Source organism: Actinoallomurus acanthiterrae (assembly GCF_054775715.1).
The window spans coordinates 52,017-75,415 of sequence record NZ_BAAHCO010000002.1 but is presented as its reverse complement, the minus strand read 5'-3'; the positions used below and the strand labels follow the sequence as shown (position 1 = coordinate 75,415).

The 23,399-nt window shown below is 51.0% G+C and carries 32 protein-coding genes; 13 read left to right on the top strand and 19 right to left on the bottom strand.

The features are described 5' to 3' along the window. Window positions 1-30: 30 nt before the first annotated feature. The 10 genes from atpA to asnC form a co-directional block, all read right to left on the bottom strand. Window positions 31-1,572, bottom strand: coding sequence for a F0F1 ATP synthase subunit alpha (gene atpA / locus ACYVF7_RS60000; RefSeq protein ID WP_001176745.1), 1,542 nt, complete (start codon window positions 1,570-1,572; stop codon window positions 31-33). 12 nt (window positions 1,573-1,584) lie between these two features. After that, the gene (gene atpH / locus ACYVF7_RS59995; protein ID WP_001288587.1) at window positions 1,585-2,118 is read right to left on the bottom strand and encodes a F0F1 ATP synthase subunit delta; all 534 of its coding nucleotides are present in this window, start codon (window positions 2,116-2,118) and stop codon (window positions 1,585-1,587) included. Between the two features lie 14 nt (window positions 2,119-2,132). Then, window positions 2,133-2,603, bottom strand: coding sequence for a F0F1 ATP synthase subunit B (atpF, locus tag ACYVF7_RS59990; RefSeq protein WP_001052219.1), 471 nt, complete (start codon window positions 2,601-2,603; stop codon window positions 2,133-2,135). A gap of 61 nt (window positions 2,604-2,664) precedes the next feature. Continuing rightward, window positions 2,665-2,904, bottom strand: a complete 240-nt coding sequence (gene atpE / locus ACYVF7_RS59985) for a F0F1 ATP synthase subunit C (protein WP_000429386.1) — start codon at window positions 2,902-2,904, stop codon at window positions 2,665-2,667. A gap of 46 nt (window positions 2,905-2,950) precedes the next feature. Further along, a complete protein-coding gene (atpB, locus tag ACYVF7_RS59980; protein WP_001816555.1) occupies window positions 2,951-3,751 on the bottom strand; it encodes a F0F1 ATP synthase subunit A in 801 nt (266 codons plus the stop codon). Window positions 3,752-3,774: 23 nt separating this feature from the next. Continuing rightward, on the bottom strand, window positions 3,775-4,167 hold the full coding sequence (gene atpI, locus ACYVF7_RS59975) for a F0F1 ATP synthase subunit I (RefSeq protein WP_000800243.1): 393 nt from the start codon (window positions 4,165-4,167) through the stop codon (window positions 3,775-3,777). A 604-nt stretch (window positions 4,168-4,771) separates the two neighbouring features. Continuing rightward, entirely contained in the window at window positions 4,772-5,395 is a 624-nt protein-coding gene (gene rsmG, locus ACYVF7_RS59970) for a 16S rRNA (guanine(527)-N(7))-methyltransferase RsmG (protein WP_000932839.1), read from the bottom strand. 63 nt (window positions 5,396-5,458) lie between these two features. Continuing rightward, window positions 5,459-7,348, bottom strand: a complete 1,890-nt coding sequence (gene mnmG, locus ACYVF7_RS59965; RefSeq protein ID WP_000499788.1) for a tRNA uridine-5-carboxymethylaminomethyl(34) synthesis enzyme MnmG — start codon at window positions 7,346-7,348, stop codon at window positions 5,459-5,461. A gap of 377 nt (window positions 7,349-7,725) precedes the next feature. Continuing rightward, complete coding sequence (mioC, locus tag ACYVF7_RS59960; protein WP_000763742.1) at window positions 7,726-8,169, bottom strand: FMN-binding protein MioC; 444 nt, start codon at window positions 8,167-8,169, stop codon at window positions 7,726-7,728. 89 nt (window positions 8,170-8,258) lie between these two features. Next, window positions 8,259-8,717 (bottom strand): transcriptional regulator AsnC, encoded by a 459-nt coding sequence (asnC, locus tag ACYVF7_RS59955; RefSeq protein ID WP_000432970.1) that lies wholly within the window; start codon window positions 8,715-8,717, stop codon window positions 8,259-8,261. A 198-nt stretch (window positions 8,718-8,915) separates the two neighbouring features. Here asnC and asnA point away from each other — a divergent pair, with 198 nt between their 5' ends. Further along, entirely contained in the window at window positions 8,916-9,860 is a 945-nt protein-coding gene (asnA, locus tag ACYVF7_RS59950) for an aspartate--ammonia ligase (RefSeq protein WP_460358943.1), read from the top strand. A 4-nt stretch (window positions 9,861-9,864) separates the two neighbouring features. Here asnA and ACYVF7_RS59945 read toward each other — a convergent pair whose 3' ends face one another. From ACYVF7_RS59945 to ACYVF7_RS59920, 6 genes are read right to left on the bottom strand one after another with little or no spacing between them, the layout of a single operon-like run. Beyond that, window positions 9,865-10,341: a VWA domain-containing protein gene (locus ACYVF7_RS59945; protein ID WP_460358850.1), complete on the bottom strand. Its 477-nt coding sequence runs from the start codon at window positions 10,339-10,341 to the stop codon at window positions 9,865-9,867. Then, window positions 10,310-10,462 (bottom strand): hypothetical protein, encoded by a 153-nt coding sequence (locus ACYVF7_RS59940; RefSeq protein ID WP_460358849.1) that lies wholly within the window; start codon window positions 10,460-10,462, stop codon window positions 10,310-10,312. Before ACYVF7_RS59940 ends, ACYVF7_RS59945 begins: the two co-directional genes overlap by 32 nt. A gap of 38 nt (window positions 10,463-10,500) precedes the next feature. Then, the gene (locus ACYVF7_RS59935) at window positions 10,501-10,761 is read right to left on the bottom strand and encodes a hypothetical protein (RefSeq protein ID WP_460358847.1); all 261 of its coding nucleotides are present in this window, start codon (window positions 10,759-10,761) and stop codon (window positions 10,501-10,503) included. A gap of 46 nt (window positions 10,762-10,807) precedes the next feature. Beyond that, window positions 10,808-11,290: a hypothetical protein gene (locus tag ACYVF7_RS59930; protein WP_460358845.1), complete on the bottom strand. Its 483-nt coding sequence runs from the start codon at window positions 11,288-11,290 to the stop codon at window positions 10,808-10,810. 20 nt (window positions 11,291-11,310) lie between these two features. Then, window positions 11,311-12,429, bottom strand: coding sequence for an ATPase RavA domain-containing protein (locus ACYVF7_RS59925; protein ID WP_460358843.1), 1,119 nt, complete (start codon window positions 12,427-12,429; stop codon window positions 11,311-11,313). A gap of 5 nt (window positions 12,430-12,434) precedes the next feature. Continuing rightward, on the bottom strand, window positions 12,435-12,809 hold the full coding sequence (locus ACYVF7_RS59920; RefSeq protein ID WP_460358841.1) for an AAA family ATPase: 375 nt from the start codon (window positions 12,807-12,809) through the stop codon (window positions 12,435-12,437). Window positions 12,810-13,031: 222 nt separating this feature from the next. Here ACYVF7_RS59920 and ACYVF7_RS59915 point away from each other — a divergent pair, with 222 nt between their 5' ends. The 12 genes from ACYVF7_RS59915 (at window position 13,032) to rbsR (ending at window position 20,940) form a co-directional block, all read left to right on the top strand. Then, window positions 13,032-13,310 (top strand): KUP/HAK/KT family potassium transporter, encoded by a 279-nt coding sequence (locus tag ACYVF7_RS59915; protein WP_085457877.1) that lies wholly within the window; start codon window positions 13,032-13,034, stop codon window positions 13,308-13,310. After that, entirely contained in the window at window positions 13,291-14,106 is an 816-nt protein-coding gene (locus ACYVF7_RS59910) for a KUP/HAK/KT family potassium transporter (protein WP_460358839.1), read from the top strand. Before ACYVF7_RS59915 ends, ACYVF7_RS59910 begins: the two co-directional genes overlap by 20 nt. Next, on the top strand, window positions 14,066-14,515 hold the full coding sequence (locus tag ACYVF7_RS59905; protein ID WP_460358942.1) for a KUP/HAK/KT family potassium transporter: 450 nt from the start codon (window positions 14,066-14,068) through the stop codon (window positions 14,513-14,515). The genes ACYVF7_RS59910 and ACYVF7_RS59905 overlap by 41 nt, the downstream gene beginning before the upstream one ends. Then, window positions 14,472-14,903, top strand: a complete 432-nt coding sequence (locus ACYVF7_RS59900; RefSeq protein WP_031935203.1) for a KUP/HAK/KT family potassium transporter — start codon at window positions 14,472-14,474, stop codon at window positions 14,901-14,903. Before ACYVF7_RS59905 ends, ACYVF7_RS59900 begins: the two co-directional genes overlap by 44 nt. Window positions 14,904-15,057: 154 nt before the next feature. Further along, window positions 15,058-15,489 (top strand): D-ribose pyranase, encoded by a 432-nt coding sequence (gene rbsD / locus ACYVF7_RS59895; protein ID WP_000412481.1) that lies wholly within the window; start codon window positions 15,058-15,060, stop codon window positions 15,487-15,489. Window positions 15,490-15,496: 7 nt separating this feature from the next. Continuing rightward, on the top strand, window positions 15,497-16,126 hold the full coding sequence (locus tag ACYVF7_RS59890; protein ID WP_460358837.1) for an ATP-binding cassette domain-containing protein: 630 nt from the start codon (window positions 15,497-15,499) through the stop codon (window positions 16,124-16,126). Beyond that, on the top strand, window positions 16,098-17,003 hold the full coding sequence (locus ACYVF7_RS59885; RefSeq protein WP_460358835.1) for an ATP-binding cassette domain-containing protein: 906 nt from the start codon (window positions 16,098-16,100) through the stop codon (window positions 17,001-17,003). Before ACYVF7_RS59890 ends, ACYVF7_RS59885 begins: the two co-directional genes overlap by 29 nt. A gap of 4 nt (window positions 17,004-17,007) precedes the next feature. Continuing rightward, window positions 17,008-17,973 (top strand): ribose ABC transporter permease, encoded by a 966-nt coding sequence (rbsC, locus tag ACYVF7_RS59880; RefSeq protein WP_000211858.1) that lies wholly within the window; start codon window positions 17,008-17,010, stop codon window positions 17,971-17,973. A 30-nt stretch (window positions 17,974-18,003) separates the two neighbouring features. Continuing rightward, entirely contained in the window at window positions 18,004-18,291 is a 288-nt protein-coding gene (locus tag ACYVF7_RS59875; RefSeq protein WP_460358829.1) for a substrate-binding domain-containing protein, read from the top strand. A gap of 10 nt (window positions 18,292-18,301) precedes the next feature. Then, window positions 18,302-18,889, top strand: coding sequence for a ribose ABC transporter substrate-binding protein RbsB (gene rbsB, locus ACYVF7_RS59870; protein ID WP_460358940.1), 588 nt, complete (start codon window positions 18,302-18,304; stop codon window positions 18,887-18,889). Between the two features lie 98 nt (window positions 18,890-18,987). Next, window positions 18,988-19,944, top strand: a complete 957-nt coding sequence (gene rbsK, locus ACYVF7_RS59865; RefSeq protein ID WP_001311240.1) for a ribokinase — start codon at window positions 18,988-18,990, stop codon at window positions 19,942-19,944. 12 nt (window positions 19,945-19,956) lie between these two features. Next, window positions 19,957-20,940, top strand: coding sequence for a ribose operon transcriptional repressor RbsR (gene rbsR / locus ACYVF7_RS59860; RefSeq protein WP_001296587.1), 984 nt, complete (start codon window positions 19,957-19,959; stop codon window positions 20,938-20,940). On the opposite strand, the gene mdtD is transcribed toward rbsR, so the two are convergent. The 3 genes from mdtD to ACYVF7_RS59845 are packed head-to-tail and all read right to left on the bottom strand — an operon-like array spanning window position 20,906 to window position 23,048. After that, the gene (gene mdtD, locus ACYVF7_RS59855) at window positions 20,906-22,333 is read right to left on the bottom strand and encodes a multidrug transporter subunit MdtD (RefSeq protein ID WP_001280852.1); all 1,428 of its coding nucleotides are present in this window, start codon (window positions 22,331-22,333) and stop codon (window positions 20,906-20,908) included. The genes rbsR and mdtD overlap by 35 nt on opposite strands. Before the next feature lie 21 nt (window positions 22,334-22,354). Then, on the bottom strand, window positions 22,355-22,765 hold the full coding sequence (locus ACYVF7_RS59850; RefSeq protein ID WP_460358825.1) for a FadR/GntR family transcriptional regulator: 411 nt from the start codon (window positions 22,763-22,765) through the stop codon (window positions 22,355-22,357). 22 nt (window positions 22,766-22,787) lie between these two features. Further along, entirely contained in the window at window positions 22,788-23,048 is a 261-nt protein-coding gene (locus tag ACYVF7_RS59845) for a FadR/GntR family transcriptional regulator (RefSeq protein WP_460358823.1), read from the bottom strand. Window positions 23,049-23,399 lie beyond the last annotated feature (351 nt).

Here is a 23,399-nt window from a genome sequence, read left to right as displayed (position 1 = left end):
GCGGCCTGCCCTAAGGCAAGCCGCCAGACGTTACCAGGATTGGGTTGCTTTGAAGGAATCGAGGATGCCTTTCAGCTTGCCTTCGATTTCGTCGTTGTAGCCACCGGTCTGGTTGATCTCTTGCATCAACGGAGCGTGATCACGGTCGACGTAAGCCAGCAGAGCGGCTTCGAAGCTGCCGATTTTCGACAGTTCAACATCCGCCAGGTAACCACGTTCTGCTGCGAACAGAACCAGAGACTGTTGCGCAACGGACATCGGCGCATACTGTTTCTGTTTCAGCAGTTCGGTCACTTTCTGACCGTGGTCAAGCTGCTTACGTGTTGCATCGTCAAGGTCGGATGCAAACTGAGAGAACGCTGCCAGTTCACGATACTGTGCCAGAGCGGTACGGATACCACCGGACAGTTTTTTCATGATCTTGGTCTGTGCTGCACCACCAACACGGGATACGGAAATACCCGGGTTAACCGCAGGACGAATACCGGCGTTGAACAGGTTGGTTTCCAGGAAGATCTGACCATCGGTAATGGAGATTACGTTGGTCGGAACGAACGCAGAAACGTCACCCGCCTGAGTTTCGATAATCGGCAGCGCGGTCAGAGAACCGGTTTTCCCTTTCACTTCACCTTTGGTGAAGGCTTCAACGTATTCGGCGTTAACACGCGCAGCACGCTCCAGCAGACGAGAGTGGAGGTAGAATACGTCGCCCGGGAATGCTTCACGTCCTGGCGGACGACGGAGCAGCAGGGAGATCTGACGGTAAGCAACAGCCTGTTTAGACAGGTCATCGTAAATGATCAGCGCATCTTCACCGCGGTCACGGAAGTATTCGCCCATTGCGCAACCGGCATACGGTGCCAGGTATTGCAGTGCAGCGGATTCAGACGCGGTTGCTACCACAACGATGGTGTTAGCCAGTGCGCCGTGCTCTTCCAGTTTACGTACCACGTTAGAAATGGTGGACGCTTTCTGGCCGATAGCGACATAGATACATTTGATACCGGAATCGCGCTGGTTGATGATGGCATCGATAGCCAGTGCGGTTTTACCGGTCTGACGGTCACCGATGATCAATTCACGCTGACCACGACCGATTGGGATCATGGAGTCAACGGCTTTATAACCGGTCTGTACCGGCTGATCTACGGACTGACGTTCGATAACGCCCGGAGCGATTGCTTCTACAGCAGAGAAGCCGTCGTGATCCAGCGGACCTTTACCGTCGATTGGTGCACCCAGAGTGTTAACCACACGGCCCAGCAGGCCACGGCCAACCGGAACTTCCAGGATACGGCCAGTACACTTAACTTTCATGCCTTCGGCAAGGTCAGCGTACGGACCCATAACAACCGCACCTACAGAGTCGCGCTCGAGGTTCAGTGCGATAGCGTAACGGTTACCCGGCAGGGAGATCATTTCACCCTGCATACAATCGGCCAGGCCGTGAATGCGGATAACACCGTCACTTACAGAAACAATAGTACCTTCGTTGTGAGCTTCACTCACAACATTGAACTGAGCAATGCGCTGCTTGATCAGTTCGCTGATTTCGGTGGAATTCAGTTGCATGCTCCAGTCCCCTTAAGACTGCAAGACGTCTGCAAGGCGCTCAAGACGACCGCGTACGCTGCCATCAATGACCATATCACCCGCTCGGATGATAACGCCTGCCATTACAGACTTATCGATTTTGCAATTCAGCTTAACTTTGCGTGACAGACGTTTTTCCATCGCAGCAGAAATTTTCGCGAGCTGTTGTTCACTCAGTGCGGCAGCGGAAATGACGTCTACCTCAGCGGTAGCCTCACTCACGGCACGCAGGTGAATAAACTGCTCCAGAACATCCGGGAGCGCGTTAAGACGACCATTTTCAGCCATTACCCGAATCAGGTTCTGACCGTTTTCGTCCAGTTGCTCACCACAAACTGCGATAAACGACTCGGCGAGCGTTTCTGGCGCAAGCGCGCCAGAGAGAAGCTCTGCCATTTGTTCGTTTTTGGTTACCTCGGCGGCAAACGCCAGCATGTCCTGCCAGCGTTCTACACTTTGGTGTTCGACGGCAAAGTCAAAAGCTGCTTTGGCGTAGGGGCGAGCTACCGTAATAAATTCAGACATCAGCCCCTCCCTCCTTACAGTTCAGCGACAAGTTTATCCACGATGTCGCTGTTAGCAGCTTCATCCACGGAACGTTCGATGATCTTCTCGGCGCCAGCAACAGCCAGGATAGCAACTTGCTTACGCAGCTCTTCACGGGCACGTTTACGCTCGGCTTCAATTTCCGCCTGCGCCTGGGCCACGATTTTAGTACGTTCCTGTTCTGCCTCAGCTTTCGCTTCGTCCAGAATCTGCGAGCGGCGTTTGTTCGCCTGCTCGATGATTACCTGGGCTTCCGCTTTCGCTTTTTTCAGCTGGTCGGTCGCGCTGGCCTTTGCAAGGTCAAGGTCCTTATGTGCTCGTTCTGCGGAAGCAAGGCCGTCAGCAATTTCTTTTTGACGTTTTTCGATGGCTGCCATTAATGGCGGCCATACGTACTTCATGCAGAACAGAACGAACAGGACAAACGCGATGGCCTGGCCGAGGATTGTTGCGTTAAGATTCACAGCACAATGCCTCTATTTAGTTAACGTTCTGATATTGCTCTTTAAATAAAAGCAACGCTTACTACGCGACAGCGAACATCACGTACAGACCCAGACCTACAGCGATCATCGGGATAGCATCCACCAGACCCATAACGATAAAGAACTGAGTACGCAGCAGAGGAATCAGATCAGGTTGACGCGCTGCGCCTTCCAGGAATTTACCCCCGAGGATGCCGATACCGATCGCAGCACCGATTGCCGCCAGACCCATCATCACAGCGGCAGCCATGTACAGCAGATCCATATTCAGGTTTTCCATGACAGTCTCCAGTTTGTTTCAGTTAAAACGTAGTAGTGTTGGTAAATTAATGTTCTTCAGACGCCATCGACAGATAGACGATCGTCAGAACCATGAAGATGAAGGCTTGCAGCGTAATGATCAGGATGTGGAAAATGGCCCACGGCACATTCAGGATCCACTGTGACCACCACGGCAACAGACCAGCAATCAGAATGAAAATCAGCTCACCGGCATACATGTTACCGAACAGTCGCAAACCGAGTGAAACTGGTTTGGACAGCAGGCTTACCCCTTCAAGGATTAAGTTGACAGGAATGAACGCCCAGTGATTGAACGGCTGCAGCGTCAACTCTTTCGTGAAGCCGCCGATGCCTTTCATTTTGATGCTGTAGAACAGAATCAGGATAAATACGCCCAGTGCCATAGACAGCGTTACGTTCACGTCCGCAGACGGAACCACACGCAGTGCAGGCAGACCCAGTACATGTTCAGCAATGTACGGCAGCAGGTCGATAGGCAGTAAATCCATCAGGTTCATCAGGAATACCCAGACGAAGATCGTCAGGGCCAGCGGAGCAATCAGCTTGCTTTTGCCATGGTACATGTCTTTCACGCTACCATTAACAAAGCCGATCACCAGCTCAATCGCGGTCTGAAACTTACCTGGCACACCGCTGGTCGCCTTTTTGGCTACGCTACGGAATAAAACCAGGAACAACAGACCCAGCACCACCGAGAAGAACATGGAGTCAATATTGATTGTCCAGAAGGTGGCTGGGGGGTTATGTGGATCCACCAGCGAGAATGTACGCAGGTCCAGCTGAAGGTTATTCAGGTGGTGTCCTATGTAATCCTGCGGCGTCATATTTTCTGAAGCCATGATGCCTTTTACCCTTTGTTGTTAATTACAGCCGGTGCCAGTATCTGAACCACCAGCACCAAAACCCACGTAACGATCAGCGGCAAGAATACCGCCTTTAAAACCGCCAACGCCACCACCAGTAACACCAACATCGCCAGAACTTTGAAAGCTTCGCCAAATGCGAATGTCCAGGCCACCCGGCCTTTCGCTGGTGTATGCGCCTGGTGACGCCAGGCAAATATCATAAACAAAACGTTAGGCAGAAAGACTGCCAGGCCCCCGCTTATTGCAGAGACGCCCCAGAAGGGGTCTTTGAGGCTGAACAGCAATCCACTTGCTATCACCACCAGTAACTGAACGAGCAGAAGCTTCCGAGCAACGTTTCGACTCACGAGCGACACAGACATCACGTTTTTCACTCCTGCTCCCTTCGAGGTATGCCGCGTGTCGTATAAAACTTTCTTTAAGGCTTAGAGTCAAGCATCAAAAAGCGGTCAAATTATACGGTGCGCCCCCGTGATTTCAAACAATAAGTAGCCAAAAGGTGAATAAATGTTTAAATATTTTTCCAGTGCATACAATTGCGACTTTTCTGCAAACCCTGTTCGATCATGAAAAACTGTAAATAACGCGTAAACACTGGTGATAAAGCGTGCTTCAGATCACATATTGCGCATGTTCGCGCACAGCATATTTATTTACTTGGCAAATGATGCCTTTGCAAGTTTATGATATTTCAGTCTAAAAACAGATACTGTTTTAATAAATGACATTTACACAACAAAAACCACCCATTGACATTTTTAATAATGTTTTAACAGCCAATGATGGTTCTTAGCGCCGATTTTTAGCAGACTGATATTTTCACTTATGACTTATTTTCTGCTTACCAAAAAAAGCCACGTTATCTTGTTGATGCAAAAGAGTGAACGTGGCGTTAAATGTAACCAGTTATATCAGTAGAAAACCTGGTTGTTGTTAACAGTCTAACCGGTCAATTTTTTATGATTTTTTTGATAAAAATTAAATTTTATTTGCTTTAATCACCACCAGATGACGTTCGCCATCCAGGGCTGGAACCTGAAGTTTAACCACTGATTCGACCTGATATTCTTCGGGCAACAAAGCGATTTCATCTTCCGGCATTTGCCCTTTCAGCGCGTAGAAACGGCCTTGCTCACCAGGAAGATGGTGGCACCAGCTCACCATATCGTTCAGAGAGGCAAAAGCGCGGCTAATTACGCCATCAAATGGCGGCTCTGAAGGAAACTCTTCTACCCTGCTCTGTACTGGCTCAATATTCTCCAGTTTAAGCTCATGTTGCACCTGACGAAGGAAACGCACGCGTTTACCAAGGCTATCCAACAGAGTGAAATGGGCTTCAGGACGCACGATAGAGAGTGGAATGCCAGGCAGTCCCGGTCCGGTGCCGACATCGATAAACCGTTCACCTTGCAGATACGGTGCCACCACAATGCTATCGAGAATATGGCGTACCAGCATCTCATTAGGATCGCGGACCGAAGTCAGGTTGTACGCTTTATTCCATTTATGCAGCATATTCACGTAGGCAATAAGCTGGTTTTTCTGGTGATCGGTAAGCGAAATACCTGCGTCTTTCAGCAGTAAGGAGAGTTTGTTGAGCACGGTGATTACCTGTTCTTGATGCGTTGCCTGGTAAGCGGGTGCTTACCAGGCATTTTTAATGCGTTATGCGCTACGACGCAGCATACCCTGTTTTTTCAGCCACACCAGCAGAATGGAGATGGCCGCAGGCGTGACGCCAGAAATACGCGAAGCCTGGCCGATAGAGGCCGGTTTGTGATCGTTAAGTTTGGCGATCACTTCGTTAGAAAGACCGGATACCTGGCGGTAATCCAGCGTCGCGGGTAGCAGGGTGTTCTCGTTACGCAGCTGCTTTTCGATCTCATCTTGCTGGCGCGCGATATAACCTTCGTATTTAACCTGAATCTCAACCTGTTCCGCCGCCTGTTCGTCTGTCAACGCAGGGGCAAACGGCGTCAGCGTGGTTAATTTTTCATAAGTCATTTCCGGACGACGCAGCAGATCTTCACCACTGGCTTCACGGGAAAGCGGCGCAGTCAGGTGAGCATTCACTTCGGCTGCAGCTTCCGCCGACGGGGTTACCCAGGTCGATTTCAGACGCTGACGCTCACGCTCGATATTCTCAAGTTTCTCGTTAAAGCGCGCCCAACGTTCGTCATCCACCAGGCCCAGTTCACGACCGATTTCAGTCAAACGCAGATCCGCATTATCTTCGCGCAGCATCAGACGATATTCTGCGCGCGAGGTAAACATACGATACGGTTCTTTGGTTCCTAAAGTGCACAGGTCATCAACCAGTACGCCGAGATACGCCTGAGAACGCGCCGGAGCCCAACCTTCTTTGTCAGCAGACAGACGGGCAGCGTTAAGACCAGCCAGCAAACCTTGCGCAGCGGCTTCTTCGTAACCGGTAGTGCCGTTAATCTGACCAGCAAAGAACAGCCCCTGGATAAACTTGCTCTCCAGCGTCGGTTTCAGGTCGCGTGGATCGAAGAAGTCATACTCAATGGCATAACCCGGACGCACGATCTTCGCGTTTTCCATCCCCTGCATGGAGCGGACGATTTGCATCTGCACATCGAACGGCAGGCTGGTGGAGATACCGTTCGGATAAATTTCGTTAGAGGTCAGCCCTTCCGGTTCAAGGAAGATCTGATGCTGATTTCTGTCGGCGAAGCGCATGACTTTGTCTTCGATCGACGGGCAGTAGCGTGGGCCGACACCTTCGATCACCCCTGCGTACATTGGGCTACGATCGAGGTTACTGCGGATCACATCATGGGTTTTCTCGTTGGTATGAGTGATATAACACGGCACCTGCTGGGGATGCTGGGACGCATTGCCCATAAACGAGAATACCGGCATTGGGTTATCGCCATGCTGTTGCGCCAGCACGCTAAAGTCGATGGTTCGAGCATCAATACGCGGTGGTGTCCCGGTTTTCAGACGACCAACGCGCAGCGGCAGTTCACGCAAACGGCGAGAAAGCGGAATGGACGGCGGATCACCAGCACGGCCACCGCTGTAATTATCCAGACCGATATGAATTTTACCGTCGAGGAACGTCCCAACGGTGAGCACGACGGCTTTGGCACGGAACTTCAGTCCCATTTGGGTAACAGCACCGACCACGCGATCGTTTTCGACAATAAGATCTTCAACCGCCTGCTGGAAGATCATCAGGTTCGGTTGGTTCTCCAGCGCCGTACGTACCGCCTGACGGTAGAGCACACGATCCGCCTGAGCTCGGGTAGCGCGAACCGCCGGTCCCTTGCTTGCGTTTAGTATCCTAAACTGGATACCCGCCTGATCGATCGCTTTCGCCATCAGACCGCCGAGTGCATCCACTTCTTTTACCAGATGTCCCTTCCCAATACCGCCGATCGCCGGGTTGCAGCTCATCTGCCCCAGAGTGTCGATATTGTGTGTCAAAAGCAGAGTCTGTTGACCCATACGCGCCGCGGCCATCGCGGCCTCGGTGCCTGCATGACCCCCGCCAATGATGATGACGTCAAAAGGATCCGGATAAAACATGGTGATTGCCTCGCATAACGCGGTATGAAAATGGATTGAAGCCCGGGCCGTGGATTCTACTCAACTTTGTCGGCTTGAGAAAGACCTGGGATCCTGGGTATTAAAAAGAAGATCTATTTATTTAGAGATCTGTTCTATTGTGATCTCTATTAGGATCGCACTGCCCTGTGGATAACAAGGATCCGGCTTTTAAGATCAACAACCTGGAAAGGATCATTAACTGTGAATGATCGGTGATCCTGGACCGTATAAGCTGGGATCAGAATGAGGGGTTATACACAACTCAAAAACTGAACAACCGTTGTTCTTTGGATAACTACCGGTTGATCCAAGCTTCCTGACAGAGTTATCCACAGTAGATCGCACGATCTGTATACTTATTTGAGTAAATTAATCCACGATCCCAGCCATTCTTCTGCCGGATCTTCCGGAATGTCGTGATCAAGAATGTTGATCTTCAGTGTTTCGCCTGTCTGTTTTGCACCGGAATTTTTGAGTTCTGCCTCGAGTTTATCGATAGCCCCACAAAAGGTGTCATATTCACGACTACCAATACCGATTGCGCCAAAGCGGACCGCAGAAAGATCGGGCTTCTGTTCCTGCAATGCTTCATAGAAAGGAGAAAGGTTGTCCGGAATATCTCCGGCACCGTGGGTGGAGCTGATAACCAGCCAGATCCCCGAGGCAGATAAATCTTCCAACAGCGGACCGTGCAGCGTTTCGGTGGTAAAACCCGCCTCTTCCAGCTTTTCAGCCAGGTGTTCTGCTACATATTCGGCACCGCCGAGGGTGCTGCCGCTGATAAGAGTGATATCTGCCATAAACCGCCACCTTTATTAAGAGTGGCGTATTGTACGCTGTGAACGCGTTGGGATCTACCTGTGGAAAAGTATGGGATTAAAAAAGCCGATCAGGGCTTGATGGTACGCATGATCGGGTTTTGCAGGACGATCAATGTCTCGGTGGACTGAATTTCATCAATTGTTTGGATCTTGTTGATAAGTACATGCTGGAGAGCATCGATCGAACGGCACATCACTTTTATAAAGATGCTGTAGTGGCCGGTTGTGTAATAGGCTTCAGTGACTTCATCAAGGCTTTCCAGCTTTGCCAGCGCGGAAGGGTAGTCTTTGGCGCTCTTTAATATAATGCCGATAAAGCAGCCTACGTCATAACCGAGCTGCTTCGGGCTGACATCAATACGCGCCCCGGTAATGATCCCCGCCTGCTTCATTTTCTCTACTCGAACGTGAATCGTCCCCGGACTGACGCCAAATTGTTTCGCCAGTTCGGCGTAAGCGGTGCGCGCATTGCCCATTAATGCTTCCAGGATGCCACGGTCCAGATTGTCGATCAGATAATTTTCCATAGGATTTTCTTATGCGGATTGATGATTCATTCTATTTTAGCCTTCTTTTTTAATGAATCAAAAGTGAGTTAGGCTTTTTATTGAATGATTATTGCATGTGTGTCGGTTTTTGTTGCTTAATCATAAGCAACAGGACGCAGGAGTATAAAAAATGAAAACCGCTTACATTGCCAAACAACGTCAAATTAGCTTCGTGAAATCTCACTTTTCTCGTCAACTGGAAGAACGTCTGGGGCTGATGAAGTCCAGGCGCCGATTCTTAGCCGTGTGGGGGATGGCACGCAGGATAACTTGTCGGGCTGTGAAAAAGCGGTGCAGGTAAAAGTGAAAGCTCTGCCTGATGCCCAGTTCGAAGTGGTTCATTCACTGGCGAAGTGGAAACGTCAGACCTTAGGGCAACACGACTTCAGCGCGGGCGAAGGGCTGTACACGCACATGAAAGCCCTTCGCCCCGATGAAGACCGTCTTTCTCCGTTGCACTCGGTCTATGTTGACCAGTGGGACTGGGAACGCGTAATGGGCGACGGTGAGCGTCAATTCTCGACTCTGAAAAGCACGGTAGAGGCGATCTGGGCGGGAATTAAAGCAACCGAAGCTGCGGTTAGCGAAGAGTTTGGCCTGGCACCGTTCCTGCCGGATCAGATCCACTTCGTACACAGCCAGGAGTTACTGTCTCGTTATCCGGATCTCGATGCCAAAGGGCGTGAGCGGGCGATTGCGAAAGATCTTGGCGCGGTATTCCTCGTCGGGATTGGCGGCAAGTTGAGTGATGGTCATCGTCACGACGTGCGCGCACCGGATTATGATGACTGGAGCACCCCGTCAGAGCTGGGCCATGCGGGTCTGAACGGCGATATTCTGGTATGGAACCCGGTACTGGAAGATGCGTTTGAGCTTTCTTCCATGGGGATCCGCGTGGATGCCGACACGCTGAAGCATCAGCTGGCGCTGACCGGTGACGAAGATCGCCTGCAGCTGGAGTGGCATCAGGCGCTGCTGCGCGGTGAAATGCCGCAGACCATCGGCGGCGGTATCGGGCAGTCTCGTTTGACCATGCTGCTGCTGCAACTGCCGCATATCGGCCAGGTTCAGTGTGGTGTATGGCCGGCAGCTGTTCGCGAGAGCGTCCCTTCTCTGCTGTAATAATTTATCGCCGCCAGCGTCTGAGCAGGCGGCTTCGCATCCCGGTATCAAAGCGCCAGATATGATCGAAAATGCGCATGATGCCGGGTTTGCCGTGTGCCGACATCGCCACGGCATGAAAGCGATGCTGATGTACCCGCTGCAGCTCTTTCACTTTACTCGTCACGTCGTCAGGCAACCGCTGGGCGATAAAATCAGAAATCACCACCGCATCGGCATCAAACCATTCCCTGCTTTGCAAGCGTTCCATAATGGCGCGAAAACAACTGGCAAGATCGGTGCCGCCACGAAACTGCTGGCTTAAAAAACGGATTGCTTGTTCGATGCCTTGTGGGCCTGAAAGCTCATAACGGACGATCTCGGTGGAAAATAGCATAATATAGCAGCGCCGGTTTTCAGCGAGAGCAATGCGCATCAAGGCCAGGCAGAACGCTTTCGCACACTGTTCATTAAAGCCGCCCATTGAGCCGGAAGTATCCACACAGACAATAAACGGTCCCGCGCGGCTGTTCGTCGTAATCTTTATGCACCACCGGGCGTTCGATCACTTTTTCACGCCACGACTCACCGTGCAGGCGATAGGTGAGCAACTGTTTTTCCACCAGCCGACGGTAAAACTCATACTCCAGTTCCGTTATCCCTAGTGTCGCCAGTTCTGGCGGCAGAGACGTAAAATATCATCGCTTTGTTGCAGACCATCAACCTGCTCAGGAACCGTCGCCGGTTCGCGCACCATGGTGCGGAAGGTTTCCATCTGCGCATCGTTGCGCGGTATTGATTTGGCTTCCCGGGAACGCCCCAGCTGTTCTGCCAGGCGTTTCAGTTCCGGCTGTTCGTTAAGAAATTCACCGTATTTCACAATCAACTGATAGTCGCCACGTTTAAGCTGACCGGCGCTCATATCCCACAGACGACCAGCTGCGGTATTGTTATCTGCGAGAATCGGTTCAAGTTGTCCCGCTCAGCGTCATGCGTTCCTGAACTTCACTCAACAGTTGTTCGCGTTCTTCTTCTAATAGCTGCTGATTTAACGTCGTTGCTTGCACGATCAGACTTAAACGCCAGCGCTGGAGAAAAAGCGTGTGTAACGCTGAAGTGATCGTGCTGTTAGCATCAACCAACTGTCGGGCTTGTTCTGCCCATGGGGAATTCAGACGATGCAGTAAGTCCAGGATCTGTGGTAGCTGCACAATAAACTGCGGCGTGGAGAGGAGCTGGCTTTGCTGATAGCACATCACCTCTTCGGTGAGTTCCGGCGGGACTCGGGCATCTTTCAGCCGACTGCGCAGCGCCTCACGCCAGCGGGGAACATCATCAGTGATTGCCGCCTTCAGTCGTGGGAATTTTTCAAAGAAGACTGCCAGCTGCGGTGAGGCCAGCAGCGCGATGATCATCTCTTCGATCAATCCCTCTTCGCTGACGGCCAGCATCACATTAAGCGTATCCAGCGTTAGCATTGTTGTGCCTGGCGAATCTGTGCGCCGACATCCTGTAGGCTGGCTTCAATGCGACCTAACCAGTCGCCAGGGATAAACAGACATTTTTGCTGTTCGCTGAATAAAGCGTGTTGCTTGCGCCAGTCGCTTTCAAGCTCTTCCAGTTGTTGTTTTATTTCACCTGGCAGACCTTCAGCCGATGAACCGGGAAGTGCCAGCGTACTGCCTTGTAAACTTACATCGCGTACAACAAGATGTTGGGCGCTATCAACTTCCAGATTCAGTTTCTGGGCAAAGCCGATACCGTTCAGTTTGCCGCGAATTTCACCACCTTTACTCAGCCACTGTTCCAGCGCGCTACGCTCAAAGGAGATATGAACCACTTCCATATCATGCAGTTTTAACGGTTTTTGCAGCAGCAGAGTCAGAGTGGAAGCAGTAACGTTAACAGGAAGTTGATACTGCTGACGACGGCTGAAAATGCCGCCCAGACGAATTACCGTTAAGGCTGTTTTATCGCTTTGTTGCTGCTGGAGTTGCAGGTGACGTTGCACAATCGCGCCCAGGCGGGTCAACATCCCTTGCTGTTGCCAGGCGTGACCGGTCATCAATACATCAATTTGTTGTTGTATCAAATTCAGGCTTTGCGCGTCATACCACAGGCAATCTTTCAGCAAAATGAGATCTACCGGGGCAACAGCACTGCGACCGCTAAAAAAGGCGCTGGCCTGCAATAATCGGATCGCTTTTTTCCAGCGACGATCCGAGACATAAGGCGCATCCGGTAATTTATCCAGTTGCTGGCGCAGCATAAAAATCAGCTCAAATACATGATCGGGCAGCGTAATTTCACCAATCTCTTTCTGCCAGCGTTCATATTCTTCATCTGTGACCTGCAAGGAGGCAGGAACCGGATTGTCGTTTTCATCCTGTTGACTGGTCAGCATGGAGCGGAAATTCGCTTTATCCTGCACTTTATCTAACCACAGACGAATCAGCATGCGGTCATATAACGCTTCCAGACTGCTGTCTGCTTCCGGCAGCTCGTTGGAGGCCGCCACCAGCAGACGCATCGGGATTTTTTCTACGTGTGCACCGTTGCGGAACTGGCGCTCGTTAATGGCGGTGAGCAAGGGTATTAAGAATTGCCGGGACCCGCTTTCCAGATCTCATCCAGAAAGACGATTTCTGCTTCCGGCAGGTAACCGCTGGTTAAACGTTCATAGCGCCCTTCATCTTTTAGCGCCTGAATAGAAAGGGGACCAAAAACTTCTTCCGGCGTGGAGAAGCGGGTCATCAGATATTCAAACGCGCGGGCATTCTGAAAGGCGAATTTTAAGCGCCGGGCGATCAAACTTTTGGCAATACCTGGCGGGCCAAGGAGGAACACACTTTCACCACTTAATGCCGCTAATAAACACAAGCGGATGGCGTGGCTACGTTCATAAAGCCCCTTTTCCAACGAACTGCTCAGGCGGGAAATTCTTTCCGCTAATAAATGAGGGTGAGCCATAATGAAGTGGCGTCCTTTCGTCAAAAGTTCTGCGTAAATTGCGAGTATAGACGTTTCTTGCTGGTGGCTAAAATAGTCTCAAAGGGGGGGTATTTTTCTTTGAGCCAGGTTAATGTGGCCGCATTTAGGAGTACGATTTTGCCGTTAATCGTGCATACTGTGCGCTTTTTTGTGGGCCAAGGGACTAAGCACACATTTCATATTTCAACGAAAGACTAGTCTATGAGCACTGATAATAAGCAATCATTGCCCGCGATTACCCTCGCGGCGATTGGAGTTGTCTACGGCGATATTGGTACCAGCCCGTTATATACACTTCGTGAATGTTTGTCCGGCCAGTTTGGTTTTGGCGTTGAACGCGATGCCGTGTTTGGCTTTTTATCGCTGATCTTCTGGCTGCTAATCTTTGTGGTTTCCATTAAATATCTCACCTTCGTGATGCGGGCAGATAACGCCGGTGAAGGGGGGGATCCTGACGTTGATGTCGCTTGCCGGGCGTAATACGTCGGCGCGAACCACATCAATGCTGGTGATTATGGGGCTAATCGGCGGCAGCTTTTTCTATGGTGAAGTCGTCATAACACCCGCTATTTCGGTGATGTCAGCCATTGAAGGTCTGGAAATCGTCGCCCCGCAGCTGGATACCTGGATAGTTCCCCTCTCAATTATCGTTCTCACTTTATTATTTATGATTCAAAAACATGGCACGGCTATGGTCGGTAAGCTGTTTGCGCCGATCATGCTGACCTGGTTTTTGATTCTGGCAGGGCTGGGGTTACGTAGCATTATTGCTAACCCGGAAGTGCTGCATGCGCTGAATCCGATGTGGGCGGTGCATTTCTTCCTTGAATACAAAACGGTTTCTTTTATTGCATTAGGGGCAGTGGTGCTGTCGATTACGGGGGTCGAGGCGCTGTATGCTGATATGGGGCACTTTGGTAAGTTCCCTATTCGCCTGGCGTGGTTCACCGTCGTATTACCTTCCTTGACCCTTAATTACTTCGGTCAGGGAGCGCTGTTGTTAAAGAACCCGGAAGCGATTAAGAACCCGTTCTTCCTGTTGGCACCGGACTGGGCGCTGATCCCGCTGCTGATCATCGCCGCACTGGCGACGGTAATTGCCTCGCAGGCGGTTATCTCTGGCGTCTTCTCATTGACGCGTCAGGCGGTACGTCTGGGATATTTGTCGCCGATGCGCATTATTCACACCTCCGAAATGGAGTCAGGGCAAATCTATATTCCCGTTTGTGAACTGGATGCTCTATGTCGCGGTCGTGATTGTGATTGTCAGCTTTGAGCACTCCAGCAACCTGGCGGCGGCGTACGGGATTGCGGTGACCGGAACCATGGTGCTGACGTCTATTCTCTCGACTACCGTGGCACGTCAGAACTGGCACTGGAATAAGTATTTTGTTGCGCTGATCCTGATTGCTTTCCTTTGTGTCGATATTCCATTGTTCACCGCTAACCTCGATAAACTGCTCTCCGGCGGCTGGTTGCCATTGAGCCTCGGTACGGTGATGTTTATCGTGATGACCACCTGGAAGAGCGAGCGTTTCCGCTTGCTGCGGCGGATGCATGAACATGGTAACTCTCTGGAAGCGATGATTGCTTCGCTGGAGAAATCACCGCCCTGTTCGCGTGCCCGGGACCGCGGTGTATATGTCGCGTGCAATCAACGTCATTCCCTTTGCGCTGATGCATAACCTTAAACATAACAAGGTATTGCATGAGCGGGTGATTCTGTTAACTCTGCGCACCGAAGACGCGCCATATGTCCATAACGTCCGTCGGGTACAGATTGAACAACTGTCGCCCACTTTCTGGCGCGTGGTGGCAAGTTATGGTTGGCGAGAAACGCCAAACGTGGAAGAAGTTTTCCACCGCTGCGGTCTGGAAGGATTAAGTTGCCGGATGATGGAAACCTCCTTCTTTATGTCGCATGAGTCGTTGATCCTCGGCAAACGCCCGTGGTATTTGCGTCTGCGCGGCAAGCTGTACTTGCTGCTGCAACGTAATGCGCTGCGTGCACCAGATCAATTTGAAATCCCGCCAAACAGGGTTATCGAACTGGGTACTCAGGTCGAAATCTAACGCCAGACGCCTCCTTTCTCCATAAGGGGGCGTTTTTGTTTTCATGGTTAATCACCATGTAAAACGTTTCGAGGTTGATCACATTTCCGTAACGTCACGATGGTTTTCCCAACTCAGTCAGGATTAAACTGCGGGTCAGCGAAACGTTTCGCTGATGGAGAAAAAAATGAAAAAAGGCACCGTTCTTAATTCTGATATTTCATCGGTGATCTCCCGTCTGGGACATACCGATACGCTGGTGGTGTGTGATGCTGGTTTACCCATCCCCAAAAGTACAACGCGTATCGATATGGCATTAACCCAGGGTGTACCTTCTTTTATGCAGGTGCTGGGCGTCGTCACAAATGAAATGCAGGTCGAGGCTGCCATTATCGCGGAAGAGATCAAACAACATAATCCGCAACTCCACGAAACGTTGCTCACTCACCTTGAGCAGCTGCAAAAACACCAGGGAAATACCATTGAAATTCGTTACACCACGCATGAACAATTCAAACAACAAACCGCAGAAAGTCAGGCGGTAATTCGCAGCGGAGAATGTTCTCCGTATGCGAATATCATTCTCTGTGCTGGCGTGACGTTCTGAGGCCGTCATGGAAGCATTACTTCAGCTTAAAGGCATCGATAAAGCCTTCCCGGGCGTAAAAGCCCTCTCGGGCGCAGCGTTAAATGTCTATCCGGGCCGCGTGATGGCGCTGGTGGGCGAAAACGGCGCGGGTAAATCCACCATGATGAAAGTGCTTACTGGTATCTATACTCGCGATGCCGGTACGCTTTTATGGCTGGGGAAAGAAACGACATTTACCGGGCCGAAATCTTCCCAGGAAGCCGGGATTGGGATTATCCATCAGGAACTGAACCTGATCCCGCAGTTGACCATTGCCGAAAACATTTTCCTCGGTCGTGAGTTTGTTAATCGCTTTGGCAAAATTGACTGGAAAACCATGTATGCCGAAGCGGATAAATTGCTGGCTAAACTTAACCTGCGCTTTAAAAGCGACAAGCTGGTGGGCGATCTTTCCATCGGTGACCAGCAAATGGTTGAAATCGCCAAAGTGCTGAGCTTTGAGTCGAAAGTCATCATTATGGATGAACCGACCGATGCGCTGACCGATACCGAAACCGAATCCCTTGTTCCGCGTCATCCGCGAGCTGAAATCGCAAGGCCGCGGTATTGTCTATATCTCCCACCGCATGAAAGAAATCTTCGAGATTTGCGATGACGTTACCGTTTTTCGTGACGGGCAATTTATTGCTGAGCGCGAAGTGGCATCACTGACCGAAGATTCGCTGATTGAGATGATGGTGGGCCGCAAGCTGGAAGATCAATATCCGCACCTGGACAAAGCGCCGGGAGATATCCGCCTGAAAGTCGATAATCTCTGCGGACCTGGCGTTAACGATGTCTCTTTTACTTTACGCAAAGGCGAAATTCTTGGCGTCTCTGGTTTGATGGGCGCAGGTCGTACCGAACTGATGAAAGTGCTCTACGGCGCACTGCCGCGCACCAGCGGTTACGTCACCCTGGATGGGCATGAAGTCGTTACCCGTTCACCGCAGGATGGCCTGGCAAACGGCATTGTGTATATCTCCGAAGACCGTAAACGTGACGGTTTAGTGCTGGGCATGTCAGTAAAAGAGAACATGTCGCTGACCGCGCTGCGCTACTTCAGCCGCGCTGGCGGCAGTTTGAAGCATGCCGATGAACAGCAGGCTGTGAGTGATTTCATTCGTCTGTTTAATGTGAAAACGCCGTCGATGGAACAGGCAATTGGTCTGCTTTCCGGTGGCAATCAGCAAAAAGTGGCGATTGCCCGCGGTCTGATGACACGCCCCAAAGTGTTGATCCTTGATGAACCTACCCGTGGCGTAGATGTCGGCGCGAAAAAAGAGATCTATCAACTGATTAACCAGTTCAAAGCCGATGGCTTGAGCATCATTCTGGTGTCATCGGAGATGCCAGAAGTATTAGGCATGAGCGATCGCATCATCGTCATGCATGAAGGGCATCTCAGCGGGGAATTTACTCGTGAGCAGGCCACCCAGGAAGTGTTAATGGCTGCCGCTGTGGGCAAGCTTAATCGCGTGAATCAGGAGTAAAAAAATGACAACCCAGACTGTCTCTGGTCGCCGTTATTTCACGAAAGCGTGGCTGATGGAGCAGAAATCGCTTATCGCTCTGCTGGTGCTGATCGCGATTGTCTCGACGTTAAGCCCGAACTTTTTCACCATCAATAACTTATTCAATATTCTCCAGCAAACCTCGGTGAACGCCATTATGGCGGTCGGGATGACGCTGGTGATCCTGACGTCGGGCATCGACTTGTCGGTAGGTTCTCTGTTGGCGCTGACCGGCGCAGTTGCTGCATCTATCGTCGGCATTGAAGTCAATGCGCTGGTGGCTGTCGCTGCCGCTCTCGCGTTAGGTGCCGCAATTGGTGCGGTAACCGGGGTGATTGTAGCGAAAGGTCGCGTCCAGGCGTTTATCGCTACGCTGGTTATGATGCTTTTACTGCGCGGCGTGACCATGGTTTATACCAACGGTAGCCCAGTGAATACCGGCTTTACTGAGAACGCCGATCTGTTTGGCTGGTTTGGTATTGGTCGTCCGCTGGGCGTACCGACGCCAGTCTGGATCATGGGGATTGTCTTCCTCGCGGCCTGGTACATGCTGCATCACACGCGTCTGGGGCGTTACATCTACGCGCTGGGCGGCAACGAAGCGGCAACGCGTCTTTCTGGTATCAACGTCAATAAAATCAAAATCATCGTCTATTCTCTTTGTGGTCTGCTGGCATCGCTGGCCGGGATCATTGAAGTGGCGCGTCTCTCCTCCGCACAACCCACGGCGGGGACTGGCTATGAGCTGGATGCTATTGCTGCGGTGGTTCTGGGCGGTACGAGTCTGGCGGGCGGAAAAGGTCGCATTGTTGGGACGTTGATCGGCGCATTAATTCTTGGCTTCCTTAATAATGGATTGAATTTGTTAGGTGTTTCCTCCTATTACCAGATGATCGTCAAAGCGGTGGTGATTTTGCTGGCGGTGCTGGTAGACAACAAAAAGCAGTAATAACGACTACAGGACATCTTGAATATGAACATGAAAAAACTGGCTACCCTGGTTTCCGCTGTTGCGCTAAGCGCCACCGTCAGTGCGAATGCGATGGCAAAAGACACCATCGCGCTGGTGGTCTCCACGCTTAACAACCCGTTCTTTGTATCGCTGAAAGATGGCGCGCAGAAAGAGGCGGATAAACTTGGCTATAACCTGGTGGTGCTGGACTCCCAGAACAACCCGGCGAAAGAGCTGGCGAACGTGCAGGACTTAACCGTTCGCGGCACCAAAATTCTGCTGATTAACCCGACCGACTCCGACGCAGTAGGGTAATGCTGTGAAGATGGCTAACCAGGCGAACATCCCGGTTATCACTCTTGACCGCCAGGCAACGAAAGGTGAAGTGGTGAGCCACATTGCTTCTGATAACGTACTGGGCGGCAAAATCGCCGGTGATTACATCGCGAAGAAAGCGGGTGAAGGTGCCAAAGTTATCGAGCTGCAAGGCATTGCTGGTACATCCGCAGCCCGTGAACGTGGCGAAGGCTTCCAGCAGGCCGTTGCTGCTCACAAGTTTAATGTTCTTGCCAGCCAGCCAGCAGATTTTGATCGCACTAAAGGTTTGAACGTAATGCAGAACCTGTTGACCGCTCATCCGGATGTTCAGGCTGTATTCGCGCAGAATGATGAAATGGCGCTGGGCGCGCTGCGCGCACTGCAAACTGCCGGTAAATCGGATGTGATGGTCGTCGGATTTGACGGTACACCGGATGGCGAAAAAGCGGTGAATGATGGCAAACTAGCAGCGACTATCGCTCAGCTACCCGATCAGATTGGCGCGAAAGGCGTCGAAACCGCAGATAAAGTGCTGAAAGGCGAGAAAGTTCAGGCTAAGTATCCGGTTGATCTGAAACTGGTTGTTAAGCAGTAGTTTTAATCAGGTTGTATGACCTGATGGTGACATAAATACGTCATCGACAGATGAACGTGTAATATAAAGAAAAGCAGGGCACGCGCCACCCTAACACGGTGGCGCATTTTATGGACATCCCGAATATGCAAAACGCAGGCAGCCTCGTTGTTCTTGGCAGCATTAATGCTGACCACATTCTTAATCTTCAATCTTTTCCTACTCCAGGCGAAACCGTAACCGGTAACCACTATCAGGTTGCATTTGGCGGCAAAGGCGCGAATCAGGCTGTGGCTGCTGGGCGTAGCGGTGCGAATATCGCGTTTATTGCCTGTACGGGTGATGACAGCATTGGCGAGAGCGTTCGCCAGCAGCTCGCCACTGATAACATCGATATTACTCCGGTCAGCGTGATCAAAGGCGAATCAACAGGTGTGGCGCTGATTTTTGTTAATGGCGAAGGTGAGAATGTCATCGGTATTCATGCCGGCGCTAATGCTGCCCTTTCCCCGGCGCTGGTGGAAGCGCAACGTGAGCGTATTGCCAACGCGTCAGCATTATTAATGCAGCTGGAATCACCACTCGAAAGTGTGATGGCAGCGGCGAAAATCGCCCATCAAAATAAGACTATCGTTGCGCTTAACCCGGCTCCGGCTCGCGAACTTCCTGACGAACTGCTGGCGCTGGTGGACATTATTACGCCAAACGAAACGGAAGCAGAAAAGCTCACCGGTATTCGTGTTGAAAATGATGAAGATGCAGCGAAGGCGGCGCAGGTACTGCATGAAAAAGGTATCCGTACTGTACTGATTACTTTAGGAAGTCGTGGTGTATGGGCTAGCGTGAATGGTGAAGGTCAGCGCGTTCCTGGATTCCGGGTGCAGGCTGTCGATACCATTGCTGCCGGAGATACCTTTAACGGCGCGTTAATCACGGCGTTGCTGGAAGAAAAACCATTGCCAGAGGCGATTCGGTTTGCCCATGCTGCCGCTGCGATTGCCGTAACACGTAAAGGCGCACAACCTTCCGTACCGTGGCGTGAAGAGATCGACGCATTTTTAGACAGGCAGAGGTGACGCTTGGCTACAATGAAAGATGTTGCCCGCCTGGCGGGCGTTTCTACCTCAACAGTTTCTCACGTTATCAATAAAGATCGCTTCGTCAGTGAAGCGATTACCGCCAAAGTTGAAGCGGCGATTAAAGAACTCAATTACGCGCCATCAGCTCTGGCGCGTAGCCTCAAACTCAATCAAACACATACCATTGGCATGTTGATCACTGCCAGTACCAATCCTTTCTATTCAGAACTGGTGCGTGGCGTTGAACGCAGCTGCTTCGAACGCGGTTATAGTCTCGTCCTTTGCAATACCGAAGGCGATGAACAGCGGATGAATCGCAATCTGGAAACGCTGATGCAAAAACGCGTTGATGGCTTGCTGTTACTGTGCACCGAAACGCATCAACCTTCGCGTGAAATCATGCAACGTTATCCGACAGTGCCTACTGTGATGATGGACTGGGCTCCGTTCGATGGCGACAGCGATCTTATTCAGGATAACTCGTTGCTGGGCGGAGACTTAGCAACGCAATATCTGATCGATAAAGGTCATACCCGTATCGCCTGTATTACCGGTCCGCTGGATAAAACTCCGGCGCGCCTGCGGTTGGAAGGTTATCGGGCGGCGATGAAACGTGCGGGTCTCAACATTCCTGATGGCTATGAAGTCACTGGTGATTTTGAATTTAACGGCGGGTTTGACGCTATGCGCCAACTGTTATCACATCCGCTGCGTCCTCAGGCCGTCTTTACCGGAAATGACGCTATGGCTGTTGGCGTTTACCAGGCGTTATATCAGGCAGAGTTACAGGTTCCGCAGGATATCGCGGTGATTGGCTATGACGATATCGAACTGGCAAGCTTTATGACGCCACCATTAACCACTATCCACCAACCGAAAGATGAACTGGGGGAGCTGGCGATTGATGTACTCATCCATCGGATAACCCAGCCGACCCTTCAGCAACAACGATTACAACTTACTCCGATTCTGATGGAACGCGGTTCGGCTTAGATTTACGCTGTCTTTTGATCAAATTATTACCATCGGTTGTTTTCAGAAGCATGAACATTGCTGCTGAAGCAACAGTAATAATGCCCATCGTGATAAACGTATAGTGGAATTGTTCGACAGTCGTTGTGCCTTCCATCCCTTCATAAACGCGAAGGACGGCCGCACTTACAGCAACGCCTAAACTGATAGACAGTTGCTGCGTGACCGCCAGAACACTGTTACCGCTGCTGGCGTTGTCATCGGTCAGATCGGCAAGTGTGATGGTATTCATCGCGGTAAATTGCGTCGACATAGCCATCCCTAATATAAACAACGGCAAGATCAGCATCCATATCGCCATTGCTGGTGATTGCAAAGAGAACTGAGCGATCATTAGCCCAATAATCACCGTGATCCCCACTAACGTATGGCGATAGCCCAGACGACGTAAGACTTGGGTAACCATCGATTTTGCAATAATGGAACCTAACGCTGTCGGTGCCATCATACAGCCAGCAATAAACGCCTGATAACCAAATCCTACCTGTAACATCAATGGCATAAGGAACGGTACACAGCCGGTCCCCAGACGGGTTGCAATATTGCCTACGATACCGATCGAGAAAGTGCGGGTTTTAAATAAATCTAATGAAATTAATGGGTTTGGCGTGCGTCGCGCATGGAGAATATAGAGAAGCAGTAACCCGATGCTGGTGACAATTACCGTCAAGGCAATCCAGCTGGCGACAATCTTTTCCCCGAATAGCTCTATTCCGCTTGAGAAGAGAACAAGGCTGAGGCCAAACAGCAAAAAGCCAGTGATATCGAATCTGCGTCGTGCGGTGGTGAAATTGGGCATATGTTTGCGCGCGTAAAGAAGGCCCGCAATACCTATGGGGATATTGATTAAAAATATCCAGTGCCAGGTTGCCCAGGTGACCAGCACGCCGCCAAGAACGGGGCCTAAAATTGGCCCCACCAGACCCGGCATGGCGACAAAATTCAATACAGGAAGAAGTTCATTACGAGGATAAGCGCGCAGTAAGGCCAGCCGAGCAACAGGCATCATCATTGCGCCGCCTATCCCCTGAATAACCCGGAAGACAACCAGCTGTGGTAGCGAGTTAGAAAGTGCGCAGGCCAGAGAACCCAACGTGAACAGACTCACGGCAAGGGTAAAAATGCGACGCGTACCGAAGCGATCGGCTAGCCATCCGCTTACCGGAATAAGCATCGCCACCGTCAGCGTATAACTGATGATGGCTGATTGCATCGCGAGAGGAGAACGATTAAGGCTATGAGCGATTGCGGGTAAGGCGGTATTCAGAATAGTGGCATCAAGTGCCTGCATGAAGAAGGCCATCGCCGCGATCCACGGCAAACCCGCCATACTGCGCTTCTTTTTATCGCTCATTCAATGTCCTGTTATCGGGTGTCACTTATCAGGTGAGCGTAGCAGCGCCTGACAAGCTTTAAATGCCGCGTCGCCATCGCTTTGGATAATCGCATCGACAATCGCCTGGTGCAGATCCAGCTTTATCACTGTGTCGCTGGTAATTGACGTGAAGTAAGTGTGATAAACCGAATGGAATAGCGAGGCGAATGAGGTCAAAAACGGATTGGCGCTCATTTCATAGATATGCTCATGCCAGGCCATATCGACTTCGATCCAGCGTTCACGGCGAAAGTTCTCTTTTAATGCCGCCATTTCGGCCATTAACGTATTGAGATGCGCCTTCTGTTCCGCGGTGCCAACCGTTGCTGCCAGTAGGCAAGCTTGCGGCTCCAGACAGATACGCATAACCAGAAAGTGATCGATGACCTGATGAAAGTTCTCTTCTGTCATCCACCAGGTAAGCAATTCCTGATCAAGAAAATTCCAGTTTCGATTGTGGCATGACCCGGGTACCAATTCGCGGTCGCGGTAAAACCATCCCTTTTGCCGTTAACGTTTTGACCGCTTCGCGTACCGCTGTACGACTCACTCCAAATTGCTCGCCCAGCTCAATCTCACCAGGCAAAATGGTGCCGGGTTCATATTCACCTTTTAAGATGCGTTGCGCCAGCTTCTCAGCCAGAACATACGAAAGGTTTTTCTGTGCAGCTAACTGTTGTGCGCTTAAAGGCATTACTAATCTTCCTTTTTCTTTTTATTCCTCCTTAGTATGCCACCAGGAAGTGTGATTACGGTTGCAAAAACGGCAAATTGCTTGTTTTATGGCACATTAACGGGGCTTTTGCTGAAAAAATGCGCGGTCAGAAAATTATTTTAAATTTCCTCTTGTCAGGCCGGAATAACTCCCTATAATGCGCCACCACTGACACGGAACAACGGCAAACACGCCGCCGGGTCAGCGGGGTTCTCCTGAGAATTCCGGCAGAGAAAGCAAAAATAAATGCTTGACTCTGTAGCGGGAAAGCGTATTATGCACACCCCGCGCCGCTGAGAAAAAGCGAAGCGGCACTGCTCTTTAACAATT

Bases quoted from the DNA above. Each gene is read 5' to 3' on its own strand.
- atpA (WP_001176745.1), bottom strand. From the start codon at position 1,572: ATGCAACTGAATTCCACCGAAATCAGCGAACTGATCAAGCAGCGCATT.
- atpH (WP_001288587.1), bottom strand. From the start codon at position 2,118: ATGTCTGAATTTATTACGGTAGCTCGCCCCTACGCCAAAGCAGCTTTT.
- atpE (WP_000429386.1), bottom strand. From the start codon at position 2,904: ATGGAAAACCTGAATATGGATCTGCTGTACATGGCTGCCGCTGTGATG.
- atpB (WP_001816555.1), bottom strand. From the start codon at position 3,751: ATGACGCCGCAGGATTACATAGGACACCACCTGAATAACCTTCAGCTG.
- mnmG (WP_000499788.1), bottom strand. From the start codon at position 7,348: ATGTTTTATCCGGATCCTTTTGACGTCATCATCATTGGCGGGGGTCAT.
- mioC (WP_000763742.1), bottom strand. From the start codon at position 8,169: ATGGCAGATATCACTCTTATCAGCGGCAGCACCCTCGGCGGTGCCGAA.
- asnC (WP_000432970.1), bottom strand. From the start codon at position 8,717: ATGGAAAATTATCTGATCGACAATCTGGACCGTGGCATCCTGGAAGCA.
- ACYVF7_RS59935 (WP_460358847.1), bottom strand. From the start codon at position 10,761: ATGAGCGCCGGTCAGCTTAAACGTGGCGACTATCAGTTGATTGTGAAA.
- ACYVF7_RS59930 (WP_460358845.1), bottom strand. From the start codon at position 11,290: ATGCTGGCCGTCAGCGAAGAGGGATTGATCGAAGAGATGATCATCGCG.
- ACYVF7_RS59920 (WP_460358841.1), bottom strand. From the start codon at position 12,809: ATGGCTCACCCTCATTTATTAGCGGAAAGAATTTCCCGCCTGAGCAGT.
- ACYVF7_RS59915 (WP_085457877.1), top strand. From the start codon at position 13,032: ATGAGCACTGATAATAAGCAATCATTGCCCGCGATTACCCTCGCGGCG.
- ACYVF7_RS59910 (WP_460358839.1), top strand. From the start codon at position 13,291: ATGTCGCTTGCCGGGCGTAATACGTCGGCGCGAACCACATCAATGCTG.
- ACYVF7_RS59905 (WP_460358942.1), top strand. From the start codon at position 14,066: ATGCTCTATGTCGCGGTCGTGATTGTGATTGTCAGCTTTGAGCACTCC.
- ACYVF7_RS59900 (WP_031935203.1), top strand. From the start codon at position 14,472: ATGTCGCGTGCAATCAACGTCATTCCCTTTGCGCTGATGCATAACCTT.
- rbsD (WP_000412481.1), top strand. From the start codon at position 15,058: ATGGAGAAAAAAATGAAAAAAGGCACCGTTCTTAATTCTGATATTTCA.
- ACYVF7_RS59890 (WP_460358837.1), top strand. From the start codon at position 15,497: ATGGAAGCATTACTTCAGCTTAAAGGCATCGATAAAGCCTTCCCGGGC.
- ACYVF7_RS59885 (WP_460358835.1), top strand. From the start codon at position 16,098: ATGAAAGAAATCTTCGAGATTTGCGATGACGTTACCGTTTTTCGTGAC.
- rbsC (WP_000211858.1), top strand. From the start codon at position 17,008: ATGACAACCCAGACTGTCTCTGGTCGCCGTTATTTCACGAAAGCGTGG.
- ACYVF7_RS59875 (WP_460358829.1), top strand. From the start codon at position 18,004: ATGAAAAAACTGGCTACCCTGGTTTCCGCTGTTGCGCTAAGCGCCACC.
- rbsB (WP_460358940.1), top strand. From the start codon at position 18,302: ATGGCTAACCAGGCGAACATCCCGGTTATCACTCTTGACCGCCAGGCA.
- rbsR (WP_001296587.1), top strand. From the start codon at position 19,957: ATGAAAGATGTTGCCCGCCTGGCGGGCGTTTCTACCTCAACAGTTTCT.
- mdtD (WP_001280852.1), bottom strand. From the start codon at position 22,333: ATGAGCGATAAAAAGAAGCGCAGTATGGCGGGTTTGCCGTGGATCGCG.
- ACYVF7_RS59850 (WP_460358825.1), bottom strand. From the start codon at position 22,765: ATGACAGAAGAGAACTTTCATCAGGTCATCGATCACTTTCTGGTTATG.
- ACYVF7_RS59845 (WP_460358823.1), bottom strand. From the start codon at position 23,048: ATGCCTTTAAGCGCACAACAGTTAGCTGCACAGAAAAACCTTTCGTAT.